This is a genomic window from Ruegeria sp. AA6 (assembly GCF_056542865.1).
Window position 1 is genome coordinate 79940 of sequence record NZ_JBQGAN010000016.1, and the last position, 21070, is coordinate 101009.

General features: G+C 57.7%; 19 protein-coding genes. 10 read left to right on the forward strand and 9 right to left on the reverse strand.

Features of this window, described 5'->3' with window-relative positions; translation table 11 throughout:
- Positions 1-153 precede the first annotated feature (153 nt).
- The 6 genes from ACR0LN_RS17380 to ACR0LN_RS17405 all read right to left on the reverse strand — a co-directional run bounded on the left by ACR0LN_RS17380 (position 154) and on the right by ACR0LN_RS17405 (position 5936).
- Positions 154-1020 (reverse strand): alpha/beta fold hydrolase, encoded by an 867-nt coding sequence (locus ACR0LN_RS17380; RefSeq protein ID WP_480431422.1) that lies wholly within the window; start codon positions 1018-1020, stop codon positions 154-156.
- A gap of 246 nt (positions 1021-1266) precedes the next feature.
- The gene (locus tag ACR0LN_RS17385) at positions 1267-2094 is read right to left on the reverse strand and encodes an alpha/beta hydrolase (RefSeq protein ID WP_480431423.1); all 828 of its coding nucleotides are present in this window, start codon (positions 2092-2094) and stop codon (positions 1267-1269) included.
- 3 nt (positions 2095-2097) lie between these two features.
- On the reverse strand, positions 2098-2976 hold the full coding sequence (locus ACR0LN_RS17390; RefSeq protein WP_480431425.1) for a tryptophan 2,3-dioxygenase: 879 nt from the start codon (positions 2974-2976) through the stop codon (positions 2098-2100).
- Positions 2977-3039: 63 nt separating this feature from the next.
- Positions 3040-4068, reverse strand: coding sequence for an L-threonine 3-dehydrogenase (tdh, locus tag ACR0LN_RS17395; RefSeq protein WP_480431456.1), 1029 nt, complete (start codon positions 4066-4068; stop codon positions 3040-3042).
- A gap of 14 nt (positions 4069-4082) precedes the next feature.
- Positions 4083-5267, reverse strand: coding sequence for a glycine C-acetyltransferase (locus ACR0LN_RS17400; RefSeq protein ID WP_480431426.1), 1185 nt, complete (start codon positions 5265-5267; stop codon positions 4083-4085).
- Between the two features lie 105 nt (positions 5268-5372).
- The gene (locus ACR0LN_RS17405; RefSeq protein ID WP_480431428.1) at positions 5373-5936 is read right to left on the reverse strand and encodes a helix-turn-helix domain-containing protein; all 564 of its coding nucleotides are present in this window, start codon (positions 5934-5936) and stop codon (positions 5373-5375) included.
- Between the two features lie 117 nt (positions 5937-6053).
- Here ACR0LN_RS17405 and ACR0LN_RS17410 point away from each other — a divergent pair, with 117 nt between their 5' ends.
- Positions 6054-7229: an acetyl-CoA C-acyltransferase family protein gene (locus ACR0LN_RS17410; RefSeq protein WP_480431429.1), complete on the forward strand. Its 1176-nt coding sequence runs from the start codon at positions 6054-6056 to the stop codon at positions 7227-7229.
- Positions 7230-7321: 92 nt separating this feature from the next.
- Here ACR0LN_RS17410 and ubiB read toward each other — a convergent pair whose 3' ends face one another.
- Both ubiB and ubiE read right to left on the reverse strand, forming a co-directional pair.
- On the reverse strand, positions 7322-8851 hold the full coding sequence (gene ubiB / locus ACR0LN_RS17415) for a 2-polyprenylphenol 6-hydroxylase (protein ID WP_480431430.1): 1530 nt from the start codon (positions 8849-8851) through the stop codon (positions 7322-7324).
- Positions 8851-9603: a bifunctional demethylmenaquinone methyltransferase/2-methoxy-6-polyprenyl-1,4-benzoquinol methylase UbiE gene (gene ubiE, locus ACR0LN_RS17420; protein ID WP_480431458.1), complete on the reverse strand. Its 753-nt coding sequence runs from the start codon at positions 9601-9603 to the stop codon at positions 8851-8853. Before ubiE ends, ubiB begins: the two co-directional genes overlap by 1 nt.
- A 179-nt stretch (positions 9604-9782) precedes the next feature.
- On the opposite strand from ubiE, the gene ACR0LN_RS17425 reads away from it, so the two are divergent.
- The 7 genes from ACR0LN_RS17425 (at position 9783) to recF (ending at position 17026) form a co-directional block, all read left to right on the forward strand.
- Positions 9783-10451, forward strand: a complete 669-nt coding sequence (locus ACR0LN_RS17425; protein WP_480431432.1) for a hypothetical protein — start codon at positions 9783-9785, stop codon at positions 10449-10451.
- The gene (gene mutM, locus ACR0LN_RS17430; protein WP_480431434.1) at positions 10409-11260 is read left to right on the forward strand and encodes a bifunctional DNA-formamidopyrimidine glycosylase/DNA-(apurinic or apyrimidinic site) lyase; all 852 of its coding nucleotides are present in this window, start codon (positions 10409-10411) and stop codon (positions 11258-11260) included. Before ACR0LN_RS17425 ends, mutM begins: the two co-directional genes overlap by 43 nt.
- Before the next feature lie 66 nt (positions 11261-11326).
- Positions 11327-12103, forward strand: coding sequence for an enoyl-CoA hydratase (locus ACR0LN_RS17435; protein WP_480431435.1), 777 nt, complete (start codon positions 11327-11329; stop codon positions 12101-12103).
- Between the two features lie 225 nt (positions 12104-12328).
- On the forward strand, positions 12329-12592 hold the full coding sequence (rpsT, locus tag ACR0LN_RS17440) for a 30S ribosomal protein S20 (protein ID WP_170351928.1): 264 nt from the start codon (positions 12329-12331) through the stop codon (positions 12590-12592).
- Between the two features lie 554 nt (positions 12593-13146).
- Positions 13147-14544, forward strand: a complete 1398-nt coding sequence (gene dnaA / locus ACR0LN_RS17445; protein ID WP_480431437.1) for a chromosomal replication initiator protein DnaA — start codon at positions 13147-13149, stop codon at positions 14542-14544.
- Positions 14545-14771: 227 nt separating this feature from the next.
- Positions 14772-15893: a DNA polymerase III subunit beta gene (gene dnaN / locus ACR0LN_RS17450; RefSeq protein ID WP_480431439.1), complete on the forward strand. Its 1122-nt coding sequence runs from the start codon at positions 14772-14774 to the stop codon at positions 15891-15893.
- Between the two features lie 35 nt (positions 15894-15928).
- Positions 15929-17026, forward strand: a complete 1098-nt coding sequence (gene recF / locus ACR0LN_RS17455) for a DNA replication/repair protein RecF (protein ID WP_480431440.1) — start codon at positions 15929-15931, stop codon at positions 17024-17026.
- Here the strand turns inward: recF and ACR0LN_RS17460 are convergent.
- Positions 17023-17589, reverse strand: coding sequence for a carboxymuconolactone decarboxylase family protein (locus tag ACR0LN_RS17460; RefSeq protein ID WP_480431442.1), 567 nt, complete (start codon positions 17587-17589; stop codon positions 17023-17025). The two genes, recF and ACR0LN_RS17460, sit on opposite strands and share 4 nt — an antisense overlap.
- 100 nt (positions 17590-17689) lie before the next feature.
- On the opposite strand from ACR0LN_RS17460, the gene ACR0LN_RS17465 reads away from it, so the two are divergent.
- Positions 17690-18262 (forward strand): TetR/AcrR family transcriptional regulator, encoded by a 573-nt coding sequence (locus ACR0LN_RS17465; protein ID WP_480431443.1) that lies wholly within the window; start codon positions 17690-17692, stop codon positions 18260-18262.
- Positions 18263-18364: 102 nt separating this feature from the next.
- Complete coding sequence (gyrB, locus tag ACR0LN_RS17470) at positions 18365-20782, forward strand: DNA topoisomerase (ATP-hydrolyzing) subunit B (protein WP_480431445.1); 2418 nt, start codon at positions 18365-18367, stop codon at positions 20780-20782.
- Positions 20783-21070: the final 288 nt, after the last annotated feature.

Sequence of the window (21070 nt, forward strand, 5' to 3'; positions counted from 1 at the left end):
CGCTGTTTTTTTGTCCATGATTGCCGCGTACTTTAGATGTCTTGCCCGAGATTCTCTGAACCCAGTAAGTAACGTGCATCATCCAATCCCAGCCCAATCGCCAAGGTAATCTGATCCGATGTCGGCTACTCGGGAATAGCTGACTTTGACTTGCTAAGACAGACTAGCGACCGCGCCCACAAATTCGGTCCAACGCTCGCGATCCACAAACCCATAGTGTCCTGCGCCCGGCCATTCATGCGCCGTGCAATCGCGAAGCTCAGAGCACAGATGCCGCGGCATCTCCGGTGAAATAATGTCGTCTGCAGTACCATAAAATATTTTTACTGGTTGCCGGATATCATTTGGCGAAAATCTCCAGTCCCAAAGAGCCATCGTCATTTCGAAAACGCCTTCTTCGTGTTGTTGGTAACCAAGACGAAAGTTCTCTTCGAACAAGGCTTGTTGCTCTGGATTGCGGAGTATTGTCTTGGCTTCGTTGGGCATTTGGTCAACTACAGACTCCACATATGAAGGGATGTCTTTCAAAGCACTTTTGGCACCAATACGTTCTGCCCAGCGGATCAAAGAGGTCAGATGGCGCAATTTCGCGATGGTCTTCAGGTCCTTTAATACTAGCATTTTGGTAACGCCAGGCTCATCGAATGGCGCCACAGGAGAAGCGAGCGCAACCTTGCGCACACGTTCGGGCATGTGAAATGCCACTGCTAAAGCGTGAGGGCCGCCTCCGGAGTGGCCCGCTACATTGAAGGTATCCAGTTTAAGGTGGTCGGCCAAATCCTCCATGTCAGCGCCCCAATCGACCATTCGCCGATCTTTTTTCGGACTCGATCCTCCGACACCTGGTTCGTCTGCTGCAATCCATCGCACTCCAAGCGAAGCGGTTAGACTGTCGTCGGGTTGGCGAATGACGTGAGAATCCGAAAACCCATGGCTGAAAATTACCGGTGTTCCATTTGGGTCGCCGTAAGTGCTGAATGCGAGCGTTCTACCATCTCTGAGAGTTAGCTGTTCGGTCAAGTTGTTCTCCTAAAACGAAATATTGTTAAGTCCTGGGTTCTTTGGAACATTGGCATAGACTTGATCCGTGGTTACAAGCCGTTCCCGTTTTTGGGGTACCATACCTATTGGTTCGCATAGTGAAACACGGATTTCAGTTTGGGTTCGAACCGAACACCTCTGGCTTCGAGTCAAACACGCGGTTCGTGGTGATTGCGCCGGTTTGTGAGGCAATGGTCAAAATTGCCTGACACCCAATAGCTTTGACTATCGATGTTCCGGCAAAAATGTCCCTGGGTGCATGATAATGTCGAAATGCTGCATCCCCTTCTTCAACTCGAAACTGACCGAATGGCCGCCCTTGCGCAGCAGTTCCGCATAGTCCCGGCTCTGGCGGATGAATTCGGGCGTGTCGCGCTCGGCCACCGTCACGTGATAGCGCGGACCGGGGGCGGGGCGGTGTCGGATGGGGGAGAGGTCGTTCACCTCAACCGGTGTCAATTGCAACGGTTCATTCACTGATGTCAGGCTAATCGGTTCCAGATCGTAAACCCCGCTGATCAGGATCACGTCGCGCACGCGCAGCCCGGCACGAGCCAGCGCATCGGCTGAGGTCGCCATGACCATGCTTGCCAGTTGCGCCCCGGCACTGTGGCCGGACAAGGTGATCCGCGAGGGGTCGAAGCCCAGATCTGGTGCGTTGGCAGCCAGCCAGAGCAAGGCTTCGCGGCACTCGTCGATCATGTCGCCGATCCGTGCCTCCGGGGCCAATGTGTAGTTCAGGGTCGCAAAGGACTGTTCGGCCTCAACCAGTGCCGGGGCCATCATCGCTGATTCACGCTGACTTAGGGCCTGCCAATAGCCTCCGTGAATAAAGATATGCAGAGGTGCGCCTGTGCACTTGGCGGGAAAGAAGTCTAGAACTTGAGCCGTACTGTCACCGTAAGAGACGTCCCCGATCACCTCCATCTGCGCCCGATGTTGTGCGCTAAGGGCAGCGTAGCTTTCCAAATACGGCGTCAGGTCTCCGCCGATCATCGACCGGGGTGAGTATTCCTGTTCCAGCTCGTCCTGAGAAAACCCTCGGTACAGCATTGCTTACTCCTGCTCGGTATACATCAGCGCGGTGCGTACATCGTAGAGATCATGGAAGAAGCGCAAATCCAAGGCCTTGCGCAGAAAGGCGACGCCGCTGGAACCGCCTGTACCGGGCTGGTTGCCGATCACCCGTTCCACCGCCGTGACGTGATCGAAACGCCACCTTTGGAACAGGGATTCCACGTCCATCAGCTTTTCGGCCAGCGCATAAAGTTCCCAATACCTTTCGGTGTCGCGATACACCTGCACCCAGATCTTAACCACACGCGGGTCGCCGGAATAGGGTTGCGCATAGTCGCGATCCAACAGGTCTTGCGGCACCTCAAACCCCTTGCGGTCCAGCATGAACAGCACCTCGTCATATAACGAAGGTTTGGTCAGCGCATCGTTCAGCATAGCCATGACCTCGGGGTCATGTTCGTGCACTTTCAGGGTCGAGGCGTCCTTGTTGCCCAGAATGAACTCGATCTGGCGATAGCCATAACTTTGGAAACCGGACGAACTGCCCAATGCCTCACGAAAGGTCATGTAATCCGCAGGTGTCATGGTCAGCAGGGTTTCCCAGGCCGAGATCAGTTGCCGCTGGATTGCCTTGACGCGGTTGAGGTTTTTCATCGCCGGGCCAAATGCGTCCTGTTGCAGGAAGTGGCGCGTTTCGACCAGTTGATGGTGCATCAGTTTCAGCCATAACTCGCTGACCTGATGGATGATGATGAACAGCATCTCATCGGGTTGCGCGGGGTCTTGAAAGGTCTTTTGCAGGTTCAGCAGGGTCTTGAGCTGCAGGAAATCACCATAGCTCTTGCGATGGGTCTTCGCGAAATCGGTAACGAGTGAGTCTTCGATCCCGCGTTCCAGATACCTGTCCTTGTCGCCCATGTGCTCCTCCAAACGCGCGGGTTCTTCCCTGTTTAGGGTCAAAACCCGCGCGGTGCCAGAGCGTCAGGTCCAGTCGAGCACCACCTTGCCCGACCGTCCCGACTTCATCGCGGCAAAGCCTTCGGCGAAATCGTCGACTTTCATCTCATGGGTAATGACGCGGCTGACATCCAGACCGTTCTGCAACATGGCGATCATCTTGTACCAGGTCTCGAACATCTCGCGCCCGTAGACGCCCTTGATGGTGATCGCCTTGAACACGATGCGGGACCAATCCACGGGGGATTTTCCGGGGGGGATGCCCAGCAAAGCGATCTTGCCGCCCATCACTAGCGCTTCAACCATCTGGTCCAGTGCGATTTGCGAACCGGACATTTCGAGGCCCACGTCGAAGCCCTCCTTCATGCCCAGTTCTGTGATGACGTCTTGAAGGTCTTCCTTGGACACGTCGACCGTACGCACGGTCGGTACGACGTGTTCCGCCAAGGTCAGGCGATCAGGATTGATATCGGTGATTACCACATGCCGGGCACCGGCGTGCCGTGCAACGGCGGCGGCCATTATGCCGATGGGGCCGGCGCCGGTGATCAGGACGTCCTCACCCAGCAGATCAAAGCTCAGCGCGGTGTGCACGGCGTTGCCGAGCGGATCGAGGATGGCTCCGATCTCATCCGGCACGTCATCGGGCAAAGGCACCACGTTGAAGGCAGGCAGCTTCAGATATTGTGCAAAGGCGCCCTGTTCGTTTACCCCGATGCCCCGCGTGCCGGGGTCCAAGTGGAACTTGCCCGCGCGGCTCTGGCGACTGTCAGTTGTGATCAGGTGGCCCTCGCCGGAACAACGCTGGCCGATCTCAAGCCCAGTCACGTTGCGGCCAATCTCGACGATCTCACCGGCGAATTCGTGGCCCGTGATCATCGGGACCGGCACGGTGGCCGCAGCCCATTCATCCCAGTTCCAAATGTGGATGTCCGTCCCGCAGATACCGGTCTTGTTGACCTTGATCAGCACCTCTTCCGAGGTGATCTCGGGCACCGGGGCTTGTACCATCCACAGGCCTTCCTCGGGTTTGGATTTCTCCAAAGCTTTCATCGTGTTGGGTCGCATCAGATCACTCCCAGTTCTTTGCCGACTTTGCCAAAGGCGGCCAGTGCACGGTCCAATTCGTCCTTGGTCAGAGCCGCATTCATCTGCGTTCTGATCCGCGCTTGCCCGCGCGGGACAACGGGAAAGAAGAAGCCCGAGACATAGACGCCTTCGTCAAACAGTCGCGCCGCCATGTCTTGCGCCAAGGTCGCTTCACCCAGCATCACCGGAACGATCGGGTGTTCGCCGGGCAGCAGATCAAAGCCCAGCTTCTCCAATCCTGCGCGCCAGTATTTGGCATTACCGAACAGTTGCGCGCGCAGCATGTCGCCCTCTTCGACCAGACGGATCGCTTCCAGACCAGCGGCAACGATGGAGGGTGGCAGCGAGTTCGAGAACAGATAGGGCCGCGCCCGCTGCCGCAGCAGGTCGATCACTGCTTGCGGTCCGGCGATGTAGCCGCCGATTGCCCCTCCAAGTGCCTTGCCCAAGGTTCCCGTCAGGATGTCCACATCGACGCCGAAGTGATCCGGTGTGCCCGCGCCATTCGGTCCCATAAAGCCGGTGGCATGGCAGTCATCCACCATGACAATGGCATCGTATTTGTCGGCCAGTTCGCGGATATTCGGTAGGTTCGCCAGATAACCATCCATCGAGAACACGCCGTCGGTCGCAATCATGATATGCCGCGCCCCATCGGCGCGCGCTTGCTTTAACATGAGTTCGAGGTCGTTCATGTCGTTATTCTGATAGCGATAGCGTTTCGCTTTGCACAGCCGCACGCCGTCGATGATCGAGGCATGGTTCAAGCTGTCCGAGATGATGGCGTCTTCCGGCCCTAACAAAGGCTCAAACAGACCGCCATTGGCATCGAAACAGGCGGCGAACAGGATCGCATCGTCCTTTTTAAGGAACTTGGCCAGCTTCTGCTCCAACTCGCGGTGAATATCCTGCGTGCCGCAGATGAACCGGACCGAGGCCATGCCGAACCCCTTCGGCTCCATCGCGCTTTTGGCGGCGTCGATCAGCGCGGGGTGATCGGCCAGGCCCAGATAGTTGTTGGCGCACAGGTTGATCACCTGTTTGTCGCCCACCGTAATTTCACCGCCCTGAGGCGAGGTGATCATTCGTTCGCGTTTGTACAGACCCTCAGATTCGATCTGCGCGAGGGTGCCCGTGATGTGGGACAGGAATGCGTCTGCCATGGCGGTCTCCGTTATGTGAGTCGCATATCTAACATAACGGATGTAGTTCCCGAATAGGGGAATTACAATATCTAAGAAAAAAATCCGTAAAGGCGGATTCTTGCCTTATGCGTTCTTGACGATCAGAAACACGCGGGCCGGGCCGTTGGCGACAATCGAATGCTCCACATCCGCTGCATATCGCGCAGTATCGCCCTGATGCAGGTCGCGCGAAGCGGTACCCGAAGTCACGCGAACCGCACCTTCCAGCACCGTCAGCTGTTCCCGCGCGCCGCGTGCATGGGGTTGGCTGGTCAGCGCCCCGTCGGTGTCGAATTCGATATCGTAAACCTCATGGCCCCCGGCCTCTTCGGGTGGTGAGAGGATGCGGATGCGGCAGTTCTGGCCCATATTGTCGATGCTGGGCACCTCGGCATTGCGCAAAACTTCGACCTGGTCGGCGGTGTTGGCCTCTTCCAGCAACCCTGCGAAATCCACCTGCAAGGCGCGGGTCAGGTTCCATAGGGTCGAGATGGTGGGGCTGCTTTCACCCCGTTCAATCTGGCTGACCATCGAGCGGGATACGCCGCTGAGGTTGGCCACGGCTTCCAAAGACAGGCCTTTGGCCCGGCGCGCTTCTTTCAGGCGGGCAGGCAGGCGTGTCAGGATATCGTCAGTATTGTCCGTCATGACGGAATTACATGTGCCCTGAGCAGATAATTGTCAATTCCAACCGTGACGGGACGTCTCATAGGACATGTTTATGCTGCAGGTGCATACTGACGACGAATCCCGGAGGAGACTGACATGACTGATATCGTATTGCTGGACGGTGCGCGCACTGCAATTGGAACCTTTGGCGGAGCACTGTCGTCGACCGCACCCATTGATCTTGCGGCCGTCGCCACAGAAGCCGCGCTGGAGCGCTCGGGCGTTGAGGGTGCGCAGATCGGGCATGTGGTCTTTGGTCATGTGATCAACACCGAGCCGCGCGATATGTACCTGTCGCGTGTTGCGGCAATGCAGGCGGGAATTCCCAATGGTACGCCGGCAATGAATGTGAACCGGCTGTGTGGCTCGGGTGCGCAGGCGATTGTCTCGGCGATGCAGTCGCTGATGCTGGGGGATGCGGATTTTGCAGTAGCGGGTGGTGCCGAGAGCATGTCGCGCAGCCCGTATATCGTGCCGCAGGCGCGTTGGGGCGCGAAAATGGGAGACGTTTCCTCACTGGATATGATGCTTGGGGCGTTGAATTGTCCGTTTGGAACCGGCCACATGGGCGTGACTGCCGAAAACGTTGCCGACGAACATCAGATCAGCCGTGAGCAGATGGATGAATTTGCGATGACCAGCCAGACCCGTGCGGCGGCGGCGATTGAGGCTGGGTATTTCGACAGTCAGATCACTCCGGTTCAGATCAAGGTCAAACGGGACATGGTCGATTTCAAAGTCGATGAGCATCCGAAAGCTACGACTATAGACGCTTTGGCCGGGTTGCGGCCAGTGTTCAAAAAAGATGGCCGTGTGACAGCGGGCAACGCATCGGGCATTAACGATGGCGCCGCAGCGATGGTCTTGGCGACGGCGGACGCGGCCGAGAAAGCCGGGTTGAAACCCAAGGCGCGCATTCTGGGTTATGCGCATGCGGGTGTTCGACCCGAAGTGATGGGGATCGGACCAATTCCGGCGGTGCAGAACCTGATGAAAAAGACGGGCTTGTCTGTGGACGATTTTGACGTGATCGAGAGCAATGAAGCTTTCGCAGCGCAAGCTCTGGCTGTGAATCAAGAGCTTGGACTGGATGCGGCCAAGGTAAACCCGAATGGGGGTGCGATCGCCTTGGGGCACCCGGTCGGCGCAACTGGGGCGATTATCACTCTCAAGGCGCTGTACGAGTTGGAACGGACGGGTGGGTCCAAAGGCCTGGTGACAATGTGCATTGGCGGCGGGCAAGGGATTGCCATTGCCATCGAGCGTCTCTGAGCCCGACCCGGGCAGGGGGGCTGTCTGCCCCCCATCGCGCGTGCGCGCGATTCCCCCCGAAGATATTTTTAGCCAGATGAAGCAGGCGGGTCTTAACGGAGTGCGTTGAGCAGTATGACCAATGCAGCGCCTGTTGCAGCGCCAATGGTGGCGGGAAGCGCCGTGGACCATAGGCTTGATTTCTGAGGTTCTTCTTTTTGCGTTTGAGCAATCAGGGCGTTTTCGACCAATCCCGGCAGACGGGGACCGAAGCGAGCAAGAACCCAGGCGGTTTTGCTAAAGTCGCGCAGTGCTGCGCGGGGGCCGATGGACTGCTTAATATAGTCCTCGACCACCGGGCGGGCGACTTCCCAAATGTTCATATGCGGGTCGAGCGAGCGGGCAACGCCTTCGACCACGACCATTGTACGTTGCAGCAGGATCAGTTCGGTGCGGGTTTCCATGCCGAAACGTTCGGTGACCTCAAAGAGGTAGTTGAGCAACCGGCCCATCGAGATATGAGAGGCGTCCATGCCAAAGATGGGCTCGCCCACGGCGCGAAGCGCGCGGGCGAATTCGTCGACATCCCGGTTGGCGGGCACATAGCCGGCCTCGAAATGAACCTCGGCCACGCGTTTGTAGTCGCGGCGGATAAAGCCAAAAAGAATCTCGGCATAGACCCGGCGGGTGTATTCGTCGATATGACCCATGATGCCGTAGTCATAGGCAATGATATCGCCATTGGCGGCGACTTTCAGGTTGCCTTGGTGCATGTCGGCGTGGAAATAGCCGTCGCGCAGGGCATGCAGCAAAAACAGGCGTAGCACGCGTTCCGCCAGATCACGGCGGTTATGACCAGCGGCATCCAGCGCTTCGTTGTCGCCCAGTGGAATGCCGTCCGCCCAGCTGAGCGTCATCACCCGACGCGCCGACAGGGACCACACAACTGGAGGCAGCCAAAACCCGGCATCGTCCTTGGTATTGGCAGCATATTCCGAGGCCGCAGCGCTTTCCAGACGCAGGTCCAGCTCGCCGCGGACAACGCCGTCAAAATGTTCGATCACGTCCATTGGGCGCAGTCGGCGCGCGCCCGGAGCGAACAGGTCGATGATGCGGGCGGCGAAATAGAAGGCGTCGACATCCTTGCGAAAAGCGCGCTCAATGCCTGGCCGCAGCACTTTGACAGCGACATATTCCCCCGTGCTGACCAGCCGAGCCTTGTGGACTTGCGCAATCGAAGCGGCTGCGATCGGCTCGCTGAACTCTTCGAAGATTTCGCCGACGGGCTGGCCAAGCTCTTTTTCAACCTCGGCCATGGCTTCGGCGCGGGAAAAGGGCGGCAGCTTGTCCTGCAATACGCGCAGTTGCGCCGCAAGTTCGGCACCGACCACGTCGGGTCGGGTCGAAAGGATCTGGCCAAACTTGATATAGGCCGGGCCCAAGGCGGTTAGCGCCCGCGTAGCCGGCGGCATATTAGGGTCGCCTTTGTAACCAAGCCATTGGAATGGTTTGCCTAACGCGTGCGCCACAAAGCGCAAAGCGCGCGGGGCTTCAAATGCGTCCAGCACCACATTCATGGCGCCCGTGCGCTCTAGCGTGGCGCCCGTACGGATCAGGCGGATGATGTTGTGAGGGCCGCGCATTAGATCTTCCAGCCGGAATGCAGCGCGGCGATGCCCATGCTGAGGTTGCGGTACTTGGCGTTTTCAAATCCGGCCGTGCGGATCATGTTCAGGAATGTTTCCTGATCCGGGAACTTGCGGATCGATTCCACGAGGTACTGATAGCTGTCGTAATCATTGGCGATCAGCTTACCCATGCGCGGGATGACGTTGAAACTGTAGAGGTCATACAGCTTCTGCAGTCCGTCATTGGGCAACTGGCTGAACTCCAGCACCATCAGGCGTCCGCCGGGTTTCAAAACGCGGTAGGCTTCGTTTAACGCTTCTTGCGGGCGGGTCACGTTACGGATGCCGAACGAGATCGTGTAGACGTCGAAGGTATTGTCCTCGAAGGGCAGGGCCATGGCGTCGCCGACCACCCAGTTCAGGCTGTCGGACATCTGGTCAGCCTCGGCGCGCTGGCGGCCTTCGATCAGCATCGGCTCGGTCAGGTCCAGAACGGTGGCGTGACCGTGGCCCGCGCGTTTGAGGAAACCGAACGAAATATCGCCGGTTCCGCCCGCCACATCCAGTAGGCGCTGACCGGGGCGAGGGGCCAGCCAATCCATCATCGCGTCTTTCCAGACCCGGTGGATGCCCATCGACATGACATCGTTCATAACATCGTATTTCGAAGCGACCGAGTTAAACACGCCCTGCACACGCCCGGCCTTGTCGGCCTCGCGCACTGTTTCAAACCCAAAATGGGTGGTCTTGTCGTTGGTGTCGGACATGAAAGGGATGCCTCTGTCTGTGTTGCTCATCCTTATAGGCCTCAGCGCTGGGAAGACAATCGCGCGAAAAGGTAGCAGGGGGCGGCGAATTGACTGCTACGCCACAGATTTTCCTTAGTCGTGGGGTAATACGGAGACCGGTTTTTATATATTTTTTCGAATCCGGTGGAGTTTTCATTTTGACAGGTCTGTTTGTAACGGTTCTGGCGTTTCTCTTTATCGCGTGGCGCGTGGGGGCGGTCGTTCGCACTTTTCTAAGGGTTGGCCGAGCAGAGGGGCTGGGCGGCAAGCTGGATGCGGCAGAGAGGCATTTCCCAAATGACATCCTGATGGAATCAATGTCCAGGGCTGGCAGCGAGCTGCCCGCGCAGCAATCGCTGACACGATTGACCTTTCGGGCAACGCCGGGGGTGATTGTACTGACGGCATTGGTTGTGATCGTGCTTTTTTACATCAGCTTTGTGCGACCCGAACTGGCAGGGGGAGATGACATTCTGCCATTCCAAAATCCTGAGGTGATCGTTTGGATCAAGCTTGGGGTCATGCTGTTGGGCCTATACACTTTGGTCTTTCACCTCGCCAATTCCATCTCGATCGACGGAGCTGAACTTGTGACAATGGGTCCTTTGTTTCAGCGGCGGTGCTATGATCTGAAGAAGCTCACCAAAATTAGTCTCAGGCACAACGGTAACTATGTTTTGCGCTTTTCCGATGGGAAGACGGCGCGAATTCTGAAATATGTGACCGGACATGACGAAATGGTGCTGGCGCTTGAAAACGCGCTTGCAGCAAATCAGGAGAGCGCATGCCTGAGCTTCCCGAAGTTGAAACGGTCCGCCGCGGGTTGACGCCTGCAATGGAAGGCGTGGTGATCGAACGGGCAGAGGTGAACCGCCCCGACCTTCGCTGGCCCTTCCCCGAACGCATGGCTGAACGTTTGACGGGACAGCGAGTGGATCGGTTGCGGCGGCGGTCGAAATACATCCTTGCCGATCTCAGTAGTGGCGAGACCTTGTTAATCCATCTGGGTATGTCGGGACGGATGACAGTTTCGGGTGATCCGTTAGGGCAGTTTGTGCACGATCATCCGATGCCCGAGAAACACGATCATGTTGTGTTCCACATGGCTAACGGCGCGCGAGTCACCTTCAACGATCCGCGCCGGTTTGGCGCGATGGATCTGATGCTGACTGACAAGGCCGAAGAACATAAACTGCTGGCGGTTCTGGGGCCCGAGCCTTTGGGCAATGATTTCCACGAGCAACACCTGGTAGATGCACTCCGAGGCAAGAACACTCCGGTGAAATCCGCGCTGCTGGATCAGGGAATCGTTGCCGGATTGGGCAATATCTATGTGTGCGAGGCTCTTTATCGCGCAGGTGTGTCGCCACGTCGCAAAGCCGGACAGATTTCTGCGGCCCGGGTTGCTGCACTGGTTCCGATCATCCGGCAGGTGCTGAAAGACGCGATCCAGGCGGGTGGCTCATCCCTGCGAGATTTTCGCCAAGCTGATGGAGAACTTGGATATTTTCAGCACAGCTTTGATGTCTATGGCCGTGAAGGTGAGCCATGCCGGACTGAAGGCTGTGAGGCAGAGGTGAAAAGAATCACCCAGTCCGGTCGCTCATCCTTCTATTGCGCGCAATGCCAAAGATAGCTTGATCCAGCGTTCTCGCGTGATAAGGAATCGTATCTGAACGGAACAACCGGAAGCTTACACCTCATGGCTTTTGAGACGATCATCGTCGAAATCGAAGACCACGTCGGGCTTATCAAGCTCAACAGACCGGACGCGTTGAATGCGCTGAACTCACAACTGATCTCGGAACTGTGCACGGCTTTGGAAGAAGCGGATGCCAATGACAAGGTGCGCTGCATCGTCATAACCGGATCGGACAAGGCCTTTGCTGCTGGTGCGGACATCAAGGAAATGTCCGAGATGAGTTTTGTTGACGTGTTCGACGGAAATCTGTTCGGTGATGTAAACGACCGGTTCAATGCTATCCGCAAACCAATCATCGCGGCCGTTGCTGGATATGCGCTGGGCGGTGGTTGCGAATTGGCAATGATGTGTGACTTTATCATTGCCGCTGACACGGCCAAGTTCGGCCAACCCGAGATCAACCTGGGCGTCATTGCCGGGTTGGGTGGCTCACAGCGTCTGACGCGCTTTGTTGGTAAGTCCAAGTCGATGGACATGAATCTGACCGGGCGTTTCATGGACGCGGAAGAGGCCGAGCGTGCCGGGCTGGTCAGCCGCGTTGTTCCAGCCAAAAAGTTGATGGAAGAAGCAGTCGGTGCCGCACAGAAGATTGCTGAGAAATCACAGCTGAGCGCTATGGCCGCAAAGGAAGCTGTCAATCGCAGCTACGAGGTCACGCTGAGCGAGGGGCTGCTGTTTGAACGTCGCGTGTTCCACTCGATGTTCGCGACTGAAGACCAGAAAGAGGGCATGGCGGCCTTCCTCGAAAAACGCGCGGCCCAGTTCCGCGACAAGTAAAGCGCGCGAGCGTCCGAAGCAGGCGGGCTAGGCCCGCCTTTTTCATGGCACCATGCGCAGGCAAAGAATCAGCTTGGCAAAGCCTGCAAACTTGGATAAATAGCGCCGCTATACATGCGCGTGCGGCCCGCTTGGCCCGACTCACACTCGTGATTTCTGATCCGGTGCGGATATGTCCGTGGCGCGCAACCCTAGATAACCGTACCGAACGAAGGTCAGAAACACATGGCAAATTCGCCCCAAGCTAAAAAGCGCGCGCGTCAGAACGAAAAGCGCTTCGCAATCAACAAAGCACGCCGTTCGCGCATCCGTACGTATCTGCGCAAGGTCGAAGAAGCGATCGCATCCGGTGACAAGGACGCGGCAACCGCTGCTTTGCGCGCTGCTCAGCCCGAACTGATGCGCGGCGTCACCAAAGGCGTCTTCCACAAGAACACCGCATCGCGGAAAATGTCGCGCCTGTCGGCGCGCGTAAAGGCGCTGGGCTAAGCGCTCAGGTTGACCTTAGGTCAACAAAACAAGGCTGAATTGTTTACAAAGGCGTCACAATCCGTGGCGCCTTTTTGCTGCTGTTGCCGGAATGCCGCGCCTTCAAGAAACTGAGAGATTCTTTCGGCCAAAGACCCGAGTCAATATCAGAGTTTCGTTGCCGTAGGCATTGGCCTCTTGTTACCACTGAGTCAGCGATTCACTCGCTTGGGGGGACAGGCTGTTTCATCGATCGGACTGACGGGCATCAGGACGATTGTGAAGCGAATGTTGGCAAACTGGCTCGACCGGTTTGCTGATCTGCAAATGGTCTTTGGGTTACCGAAGATCTGAGCCCTGTCGAAAAATTAGATTGCGATGCGCACCCGGCATTTGGGGCGCCCTTCTGTTGGGTGCCTGCGTGTTAGGCTGTGCTGACTTTCGGGGACAATCCCGCCTGACTGATTTGGTTTGGCGCACGGGTACCCTTTTGCGTGTGAGTGCTTAATGCCGGGCAACCGGACGTAGTAATAAGGCCGACAGGCCAATAAAGAATGGGATGCGTGAGGCGCTTAATGACACAAGAAAAATGGGGACAACTGCGTAACAAACTGCTCAAAGCGATCGGCAAGAACAACTACACGACCTGGATTGAACCTCTGGAATTCCAAGAGGTGCAGGATGGCGTTGCTGTGTTCTCGGTGCCAACGAACTTTATGGGCAATTACGTAAGCCAGAACTTTGCGGACTTGATTCTGTACGAAATGAATACCGCAGGTGAAACGGTTCAGCGTCTGGCGTTTCGCGTCGCGGCAAATTCGCCCGCGCGTCCGTCAACCCAAGCCGTGGCCGCATCGACGGACATTCAGGACAGTCCTCAGCCTCAATCCTTGTCGCAGCAGGCCGAGCCGGCAAATGACGCGCTCGAATCCCTGCAAGCCGCGCCGCTCGACGCCCGTTTTACCTTTGATACTTTCGTGGTCGGCAAACCCAACGAGCTTGCCCATGCCGCCGCGCGCCGTGTGTCCGAAGGTGGTCCCGTCACGTTCAACCCGCTGGTTCTGTATGGCGGCGTTGGTCTTGGTAAAACCCACCTGATGCACGCCATCGCGTGGGAGCTGAAAACCAAGCGCCCCGAGTTGAACGTTCTGTACTTGTCGGCCGAGCAATTCATGTACCGCTTTGTGCAGGCCCTGCGCGAACGCCGGATGATGGATTTCAAACACCTGTTCCGTTCGGTCGATGTGCTGATGGTGGATGACGTGCAGTTCATCGCCGGCAAGGATTCGACTCAGGAAGAATTCTTTCACACGTTCAACGCGCTGGTGGATCAGAATAAACAGATCATTATCTCGGCCGATCGCGCGCCTGGAGAGATCAAGGATCTGGAAGACCGCGTTAAATCACGCCTGCAATGCGGTCTGGTCGTTGACCTGCATCCGACCGACTACGAACTGCGTTTGGGCATCCTGCAGAACAAGGTACAGCAATACAGCTCTACCTACCCTGATCTGACGATCGCCGATGGTGTGCTAGAGTTTTTGGCGCATCGCATTTCGACCAACGTGCGTGTGCTGGAAGGCGCCCTGACCCGTCTGTTCGCCTTTGCCTCGCTGGTGGGGCGCGAGATCGACATGGAGCTGACGCAGGATTGTCTGGCTGACGTGCTGCGCGCATCCGAGCGCAAGATCACCGTCGAAGAGATTCAGCGTAAGGTGTCGGATTACTACAACATCCGCCTGTCGGATATCATCGGTCCCAAACGCCTGCGGTCTTATGCCCGTCCGCGTCAGGTGGCGATGTATCTGTGTAAGCAGCTAACCAGCCGGTCCCTGCCCGAGATTGGCCGTCGCTTTGGCGGGCGTGACCACACCACGGTTATGCATGGTGTCAAACGCATTGAAGAGCTGAAAATCACAGACGGCCAGATCGCAGAAGACGTGGAAATGTTGCGTCGCGCGCTGGAAGCCTGAGACTACACCCTACCACTCTGGAAGCGCCCTGGTTCTTCACGCCGGGGCGTTTTCTTGTGCGGAATTCTCCACGGAAGCGCATGAACTGTGCCCGCGCGGCCACGGGGCTCTTGACGCATTGGCTATTCCGACCCAGAAAACCATAAAAAATCCTTGTGCCTCAGGGTGGAACCGCTAACGTGCCAGTCCCGCCCATATTCGGCACGCAAGTCAGAGGAATTGAGGGTATGAAGATCAGCATCGAACGCGGCACCCTTCTCAAGGCCGTTTCCCAGGCCCAATCTGTTGTGGAGCGTCGCAACACCATTCCCATCCTTGCCAACGTGCTGATCGAGGCCGAAGGCGACCAGGCGATGTTCCGGGCGACCGATCTGGATATCGAGGTGGTCGACAAGGCCCCGGCGCAGGTTGAAAAGGCGGGCGCGACGACGGTCGCCGCGACAACCCTGCACGAGATTGTGCGCAAACTGCCCGATGGTGCGTTGGTCACTTTGACCGCTGACAGCGCGGCGGGCCGCCTGACGGTCGAGGCAGGCCGGTCGAACTTTTCGCTGGCGACGCTGCCGAAAGAGGATTTCCCGGTGATGGCGTCCTCGGAGTATCAGTCGAACTTCACCGCCTCGGCGGCGCTGCTGCGGCGGCTGTTCGACAAATCAAAATTTGCGATCTCAACAGAAGAGACACGCTATTACCTGAATGGCGTTTACATGCATGTGGCCGACGGCTCTGACGGCGGCAAGGTGCTGCGCTGTGTGGCGACCGATGGGCACCGTCTGGCCCGCATTGATGCGGATTTGCCTGATGGGGCCGCAGACATGCCGGGCGTAATCGTGCCGCGTAAAACCGTGGGTGAGTTGCGCAAGCTGCTGGACGATGACGAGATGGATATCGCTGTTTCGGTCAGCGAAACCAAAGTGCGCTTTGCAACACCCGACATCACGCTGACCTCGAAGGTGATCGACGGCACTTTCCCCGACTACACCCGGGTGATTCCGCAGGGCAACACCCGCCAATTGGAAGTGGATGCGGCGGAATTTGCGCAGGCAGTCGACCGGGTCGCAACCGTTTCGTCCGAACGCTCGCGGGCAGTGAAGCTGCAGCTTGACGCAGACAAGCTGGTTCTGTCGGTGAACGCACCAGATAGCGGCGCGGCTGAGGAGGAGCTGGCCGTGGCCTATGGTGACGAGCGGCTGGAGATCGGGTTTAACGCCAAGTATCTGCTTGAGATTGCCTCGCAGGTGGACCGTGAGAACGCGGTTTTCCTGTTCAACTCGGCAGGTGACCCGACCCTGATGCGCGAAGGCAATGATCAAAGCGCAGTTTACGTTGTCATGCCGATGCGCGTCTGATCGCGGGCGGCTGATATTAGACGAAGGGAGGGGTCATGACCTTGGCCCTGACCGAACTTACGGTCTCGCACTTTCGGTCTCATAAGCTGGCCCGGTTGTCTCTGGATGGGCGACCGGTGGCCATTCACGGGCCGAACGGGGCGGGAAAGACCAACATCCTTGAAGCAGTGTCGTTGTTCTCACCCGGTCGCGGGATGCGTCGGGCGAGTGCAGCCGAGATGACGCGCCGCCCCGAGGCGCTGGGCTGGAAGCTGTCCGGCCTCTTGAACGCGCAGGGGCAGAACTACGAGATCGAAACCTGGTCCGAAGGCGGCGCCGCGCGTCAGGTTCGGATAGACGAAAAGGCGTCCAGTCAGATTGAATTGGGCAAACTGGCGCGGGTGGTATGGCTGATCCCTTCGATGGACCGGTTGTGGATCGAGGGGGCTGAGGGGCGGCGGCGGTTTCTGGACCGCATAGTGCTGAGTTTCGATCCTGCCCATGCTGAGGCGTCCCTGACCTATGAAAAATCCATGCGCGAACGGAACCGCCTGCTGAAAGAACAGGTGCGGGATGCCCATTGGTATGCCGCGCTCGAGGGGCAGATGGCCGAGACCGGTCAACGCATTCATGCCGGGCGGTTGGCGGCGTTGGACCATCTGCGCACGGCGCAGGAGCACGCGGAAACCGCTTTCCCCTCGGCCGATCTGGAATTGGTGCAGACCGAAGGTGCGATGCCCGGAACGGCCGAGGATCTGCGCGAGGCGTTGAATGAAAGCCGGTTCCGCGATCTGGCGGCAGGGCGTACGCTGGTCGGACCGCATCGGTCGGACCTGCACGGCGTTTTCGCCGCTAAGGGCGTGCCGGCCAAGGATTGTTCGACCGGAGAGCAGAAGGCGCTGCTGGTTTCACTGATCCTGTCCAACGCCCGCGCTTTGGCCGGAATGGTGGGCGCGCCTCCGATCGTCTTGCTGGATGAGGTGGCCGCGCATCTGGATGCCGGGCGGCGCGCGGCGCTTTATGATGAGATTTGCGCGCTGGGCGCTCAGGCCTGGATGACGGGCACCGGGCCTGAACTGTTTGCGGAATTGGGGGACCGCGCCCAAACGCTAATTGTGACCGAAGGCGATGAGGGCTCGGTCGTCACCAGTTAAGCAGGTTCTCTGACCTTACGCTCCCACAGGAAGCCACGCATGACTTCGTCGACCGGGGTTTTGGCCATGTGGTTGACGTAGTTCGACATGGTTTTCTGCGCCAGACCCAGCACCACATCCAGAACCGCGCGGTGTGAGTAACCGGCATCGAAGAAGGTCTGCAACTGTTCCTCGGTCGGGTTGCCGCGAGTTTCCATCACTTGCAGGGTGAAAGTGCGCAGCGCCTCAAGCTTGGGCGAGGGCAGCGGGGTTTCGTTGCGCAGCGCCTCGGTGATCTCGTCGGACACCTTCATCATCTTGGCGATGCCGGTGTGGGCGGGGACACAGTAGTGGCATTCGTTTTCCACGTTGATGGTCTGCCAGACGACGGTTTTTTCGTCATTGTCGAAATCGGTTTGCATGAAGAGACCGTGCAGAACCTGATAGCCTTCCAGGTGCTGCGGGCTTTCCGCCATCACTTTGTGCAGGCCGGGCAGGCGACCGAATGCAGCCTGAGATTTCTCGAGTAGCGGTTTGGACCCCTCCGGGGCGGTTTCGAGGTCGTGAGACGGGAAGTTGGCCATTTTAAAACTCCTGTTTCTGGCGCGGTAAGTCGTATTTAGGGTTTCTTGAGTGATCGCTCAAGTATATATTTGAGTGACCGTTCAAGAATTGGTGAAGACGATGCCCCGTAAACCCGCCTATGACCGAGATGCGCTGATTGCGCAGGCCCGTGATATTTTCTGGCGTCACGGATGGGCTGGGACGTCGTTGAAAGATCTGGAACGTGAGTTGAAACTGAAGCCAGGCAGCTTTTACGCGGCGTTCGGGTCAAAAGATGCGCTCTATGCGCTGGCACTGGAGCGTTATGCGCAGGATGGAGTGGCTAACATGAAGGTGCTGGCGGATGACCTGGGATCACTGGGTGCGCTCAAGGCCCAGCCTCGTTTGGTGGTCGAAGCATCCGGGTCGCCGACCAAGGCTTGCATGTTGTCTAAGACCTACGCGGAATTGCAGGCCAGGGACCACGATCTGGCGCGGCAGGCTCGCACCCATATGATCGCGATGAAGGCCTGTTTTTCTGACCTGTTTCGACGTGCGCAAGCAGAGGGCGAAATCAGCTCGGATCGCGACCCGGATCGCCTTGCGGCAAGGTATCAATCCGACCTTCTGGGCCTGCGATTGTCGGCGGAACGCGATGACGTGAACGCCGCAGAAATCGCTGCGGATATCGCCGCCGATCTGGATCGGCTGTGATCGGCAAATAACCCCAATCTGAGCCACAAAATGTTGGGGGAGCGCGTGACAATCCCCACCAGAAAACGTATAAGTTACCAAAATAATATAGGTACGAACGGCATGTCCGAAGACGCACAGGCACCCCAGGAATACGGCGCTGATTCCATCAAAGTTCTCAAAGGCTTGGAGGCAGTTCGTAAGCGCCCCGGTATGTATATCGGTGACACGGACGATGGTTCGGGTCTGCATCATATGGTGTACGAGGTTGTCGATAACGGAATTGACGAGGCTCTGGCCGGTCACGCTGACCACGTGACCGTGAAAATCCACGCCGATTCCAGTGTTTCGGTCAGCGACAACGGTCGTGGGATTCCGGTTGATATTCACCCCGAAGAGGGCGTTTCCGCCGCCGAGGTCATCATGACCCAGCTGCACGCGGGCGGTAAGTTCGACAGTAACTCGTACAAGGTGTCTGGCGGTCTGCACGGTGTGGGTGTTTCGGTGGTGAACGCCCTGTCCGACTGGTTAGAGCTGCGCGTCTGGCGCAACGGCAAGGAACACGTCGCGCGCTTTGAGGGCGGAGAGACAGCCGAACACCTGAAGGTGGTCCAGGAATGCGGCGACCGCACGGGAACTGAAGTGCGCTTTCTGGCCTCGACCGATACGTTTTCGAATCTGGAATACTCTTTTGAAACGCTGGAAAAACGTCTGCGCGAATTAGCCTTCCTGAACTCGGGCGTCCGGATCATTCTGATCGACGAACGCCCTGCCGAACGGTTGGAAACCGAACTGTTCTACGAAGGTGGCGTTAAGGAGTTCGTCAAATACCTTGACCGGTCGAAAACCCCGGCGATGCCGGAGCCCATTTACATCAAGGGTGAGCGCGATGATATCGGCGTTGAAATCGCCATGTGGTGGAATGACAGCTATCATGAGACGGTTCTGCCCTTCACCAACAACATCCCGCAGCGTGACGGCGGTACGCACGTGGCTGGTTTCCGCGGTGCTCTGACACGGACGATCAACAACTACGCACAGTCCAGCGGGATTGCGAAAAAGGAAAAAGTCAGTTTCACCGGTGATGACGCGCGTGAAGGTCTGACCTGTGTGCTGTCGGTCAAAGTGCCGGACCCGAAATTCTCGTCCCAGACCAAGGACAAGCTTGTGTCGTCAGAAGTGCGCCCGGCAGTCGAAGGTCTGATGAACGAAAAGCTCGCCGAGTGGTTCGAGGAAAACCCGAACGAGGCCAAAGGGATCGTTGGCAAGATCATCGAGGCTGCTCTGGCCCGTGAAGCCGCCCGCAAAGCCCGCGAACTGACCCGTCGCAAGACAGCGATGGATGTGAACTATCTGGCCGGGAAGCTGAAAGATTGTTCCGAGAAAGACCCGTCCAAGACCGAAGTTTTCCTCGTCGAGGGGGACTCGGCCGGAGGTTCGGCCCAGACGGGCCGCGACCGGCTGACTCAGGCCGTTCTGCCCCTGCGCGGGAAAATCCTGAACGTGGAACGCGCGCGGTTTGACCGGATGCTATCGAGCCAAGAGATCGGTAACCTCGTAATGGCGCTGGGCACCGGTATTGGCCGTGATGAGTTCAACATCGAAAAGCTGCGCTACCACAAGATTGTCATCATGACGGACGCGGACGTGGATGGCGCGCATATTCGGACGTTGCTGCTGACCTTCTTCTACCGCCAGATGCCGGAACTGATTGAGGGCGGGTACCTGTATATCGCGCAGCCGCCGCTGTATAAGGTTTCACGTGGTAAATCAGAGGTTTACCTGAAGGACCAAGCCGCTTTGGACGATTACCTGATCAATCAGGGCGTTGAAGGCGCCGTGCTGAAACTTGGCTCGGGCGAAGAGATTATCGGGCAGGATCTGACCCGTGTGGTTGATGAGGCACGTCAGCTGAAACGCGTACTGGACGCCTTCCCGACCCACTATCCGCGTCACATTCTGGAACAGGCCGCAGTTGCCGGAGCATTCGTACCAGGGGCCGTCGATGCCGACCTACAAGGCGTGGCCGACAAGGTTGCTGCCCGTCTGGACCTGATCGCGCTGGAATACGAGCGCGGCTGGCAAGGCCGGATCACCCAGGACCACGGCATCCGTCTGGCCCGTATCTTGCGCGGCGTAGAAGAGGTTCGTACGCTGGATGGCCCGATGCTGCGCTCGGGCGAGGCGCGCAAAACCGGCAGCTTCACGCAAAGCCTGCAAGAGGTCTACAACACCCCGGCCACGCTGGTCCGCCGCGACCGGTCGCAGGTCATCCACGGCCCTCTGGACCTGCTGCGCGCCATTCTGGAAGAAGGCGAAAAGGGCTTGTCTTTGCAACGCTACAAAGGTCTGGGTGAGATGAACCCAGATCAGTTGTGGGAAACCACGCTTGACCCGGATGCGCGGACCCTTCTGCAGGTGCGTGTGGACGACATGGTTGAAGCGGATGACCTGTTCACCAAGCTTATGGGTGACGTCGTCGAGCCCCGGCGTGAGTTCATCCAGCAAAATGCCCTGAGCGTCGAAAACCTTGATTTTTAGATGGTTTGTAGGTGTGCCCATAATATTGAAATTTGCGCATAACTTTGCATTACTTGCCCATAGTTTTGCGCAAAACCCAACCATAGGTCGAACCCAATTTTAAGAACAGCCGTCAAAAGGTAGTCTGACTATGGGTCATGCAGTTTTCGCGGGGTCGGTCAATATAACTCGGAAGCCTACGGTCTTTTCTGGAACTGATGTCAACGGCGGTGAGAAAGTCTGCCATTGGGCGGAGCAAAAGTCGTCCACTGTTTGGGTTACCGGCGCCTTGGCAAACGCGCTCCCAAA

Coding starts and splice junctions, on each gene's coding strand:
- gyrB (WP_480431445.1), top strand. CDS start 18,365: ATGTCCGAAGACGCACAGGCACCCCAGGAATACGGCGCTGATTCCATC.
- ACR0LN_RS17385 (WP_480431423.1), bottom strand. CDS start 2,094: ATGCTGTACCGAGGGTTTTCTCAGGACGAGCTGGAACAGGAATACTCA.
- dnaA (WP_480431437.1), top strand. CDS start 13,147: ATGACACAAGAAAAATGGGGACAACTGCGTAACAAACTGCTCAAAGCG.
- recF (WP_480431440.1), top strand. CDS start 15,929: ATGACCTTGGCCCTGACCGAACTTACGGTCTCGCACTTTCGGTCTCAT.
- ACR0LN_RS17405 (WP_480431428.1), bottom strand. CDS start 5,936: ATGACGGACAATACTGACGATATCCTGACACGCCTGCCTGCCCGCCTG.
- dnaN (WP_480431439.1), top strand. CDS start 14,772: ATGAAGATCAGCATCGAACGCGGCACCCTTCTCAAGGCCGTTTCCCAG.
- ACR0LN_RS17435 (WP_480431435.1), top strand. CDS start 11,327: ATGGCTTTTGAGACGATCATCGTCGAAATCGAAGACCACGTCGGGCTT.
- ubiB (WP_480431430.1), bottom strand. CDS start 8,851: ATGCGCGGCCCTCACAACATCATCCGCCTGATCCGTACGGGCGCCACG.
- ACR0LN_RS17460 (WP_480431442.1), bottom strand. CDS start 17,589: ATGGCCAACTTCCCGTCTCACGACCTCGAAACCGCCCCGGAGGGGTCC.
- ubiE (WP_480431458.1), bottom strand. CDS start 9,603: ATGTCCGACACCAACGACAAGACCACCCATTTTGGGTTTGAAACAGTG.
- ACR0LN_RS17390 (WP_480431425.1), bottom strand. CDS start 2,976: ATGGGCGACAAGGACAGGTATCTGGAACGCGGGATCGAAGACTCACTC.
- mutM (WP_480431434.1), top strand. CDS start 10,409: ATGCCTGAGCTTCCCGAAGTTGAAACGGTCCGCCGCGGGTTGACGCCT.
- ACR0LN_RS17400 (WP_480431426.1), bottom strand. CDS start 5,267: ATGGCAGACGCATTCCTGTCCCACATCACGGGCACCCTCGCGCAGATC.
- ACR0LN_RS17465 (WP_480431443.1), top strand. CDS start 17,690: ATGCCCCGTAAACCCGCCTATGACCGAGATGCGCTGATTGCGCAGGCC.
- tdh (WP_480431456.1), bottom strand. CDS start 4,068: ATGAAAGCTTTGGAGAAATCCAAACCCGAGGAAGGCCTGTGGATGGTA.
- ACR0LN_RS17410 (WP_480431429.1), top strand. CDS start 6,054: ATGACTGATATCGTATTGCTGGACGGTGCGCGCACTGCAATTGGAACC.
- rpsT (WP_170351928.1), top strand. CDS start 12,329: ATGGCAAATTCGCCCCAAGCTAAAAAGCGCGCGCGTCAGAACGAAAAG.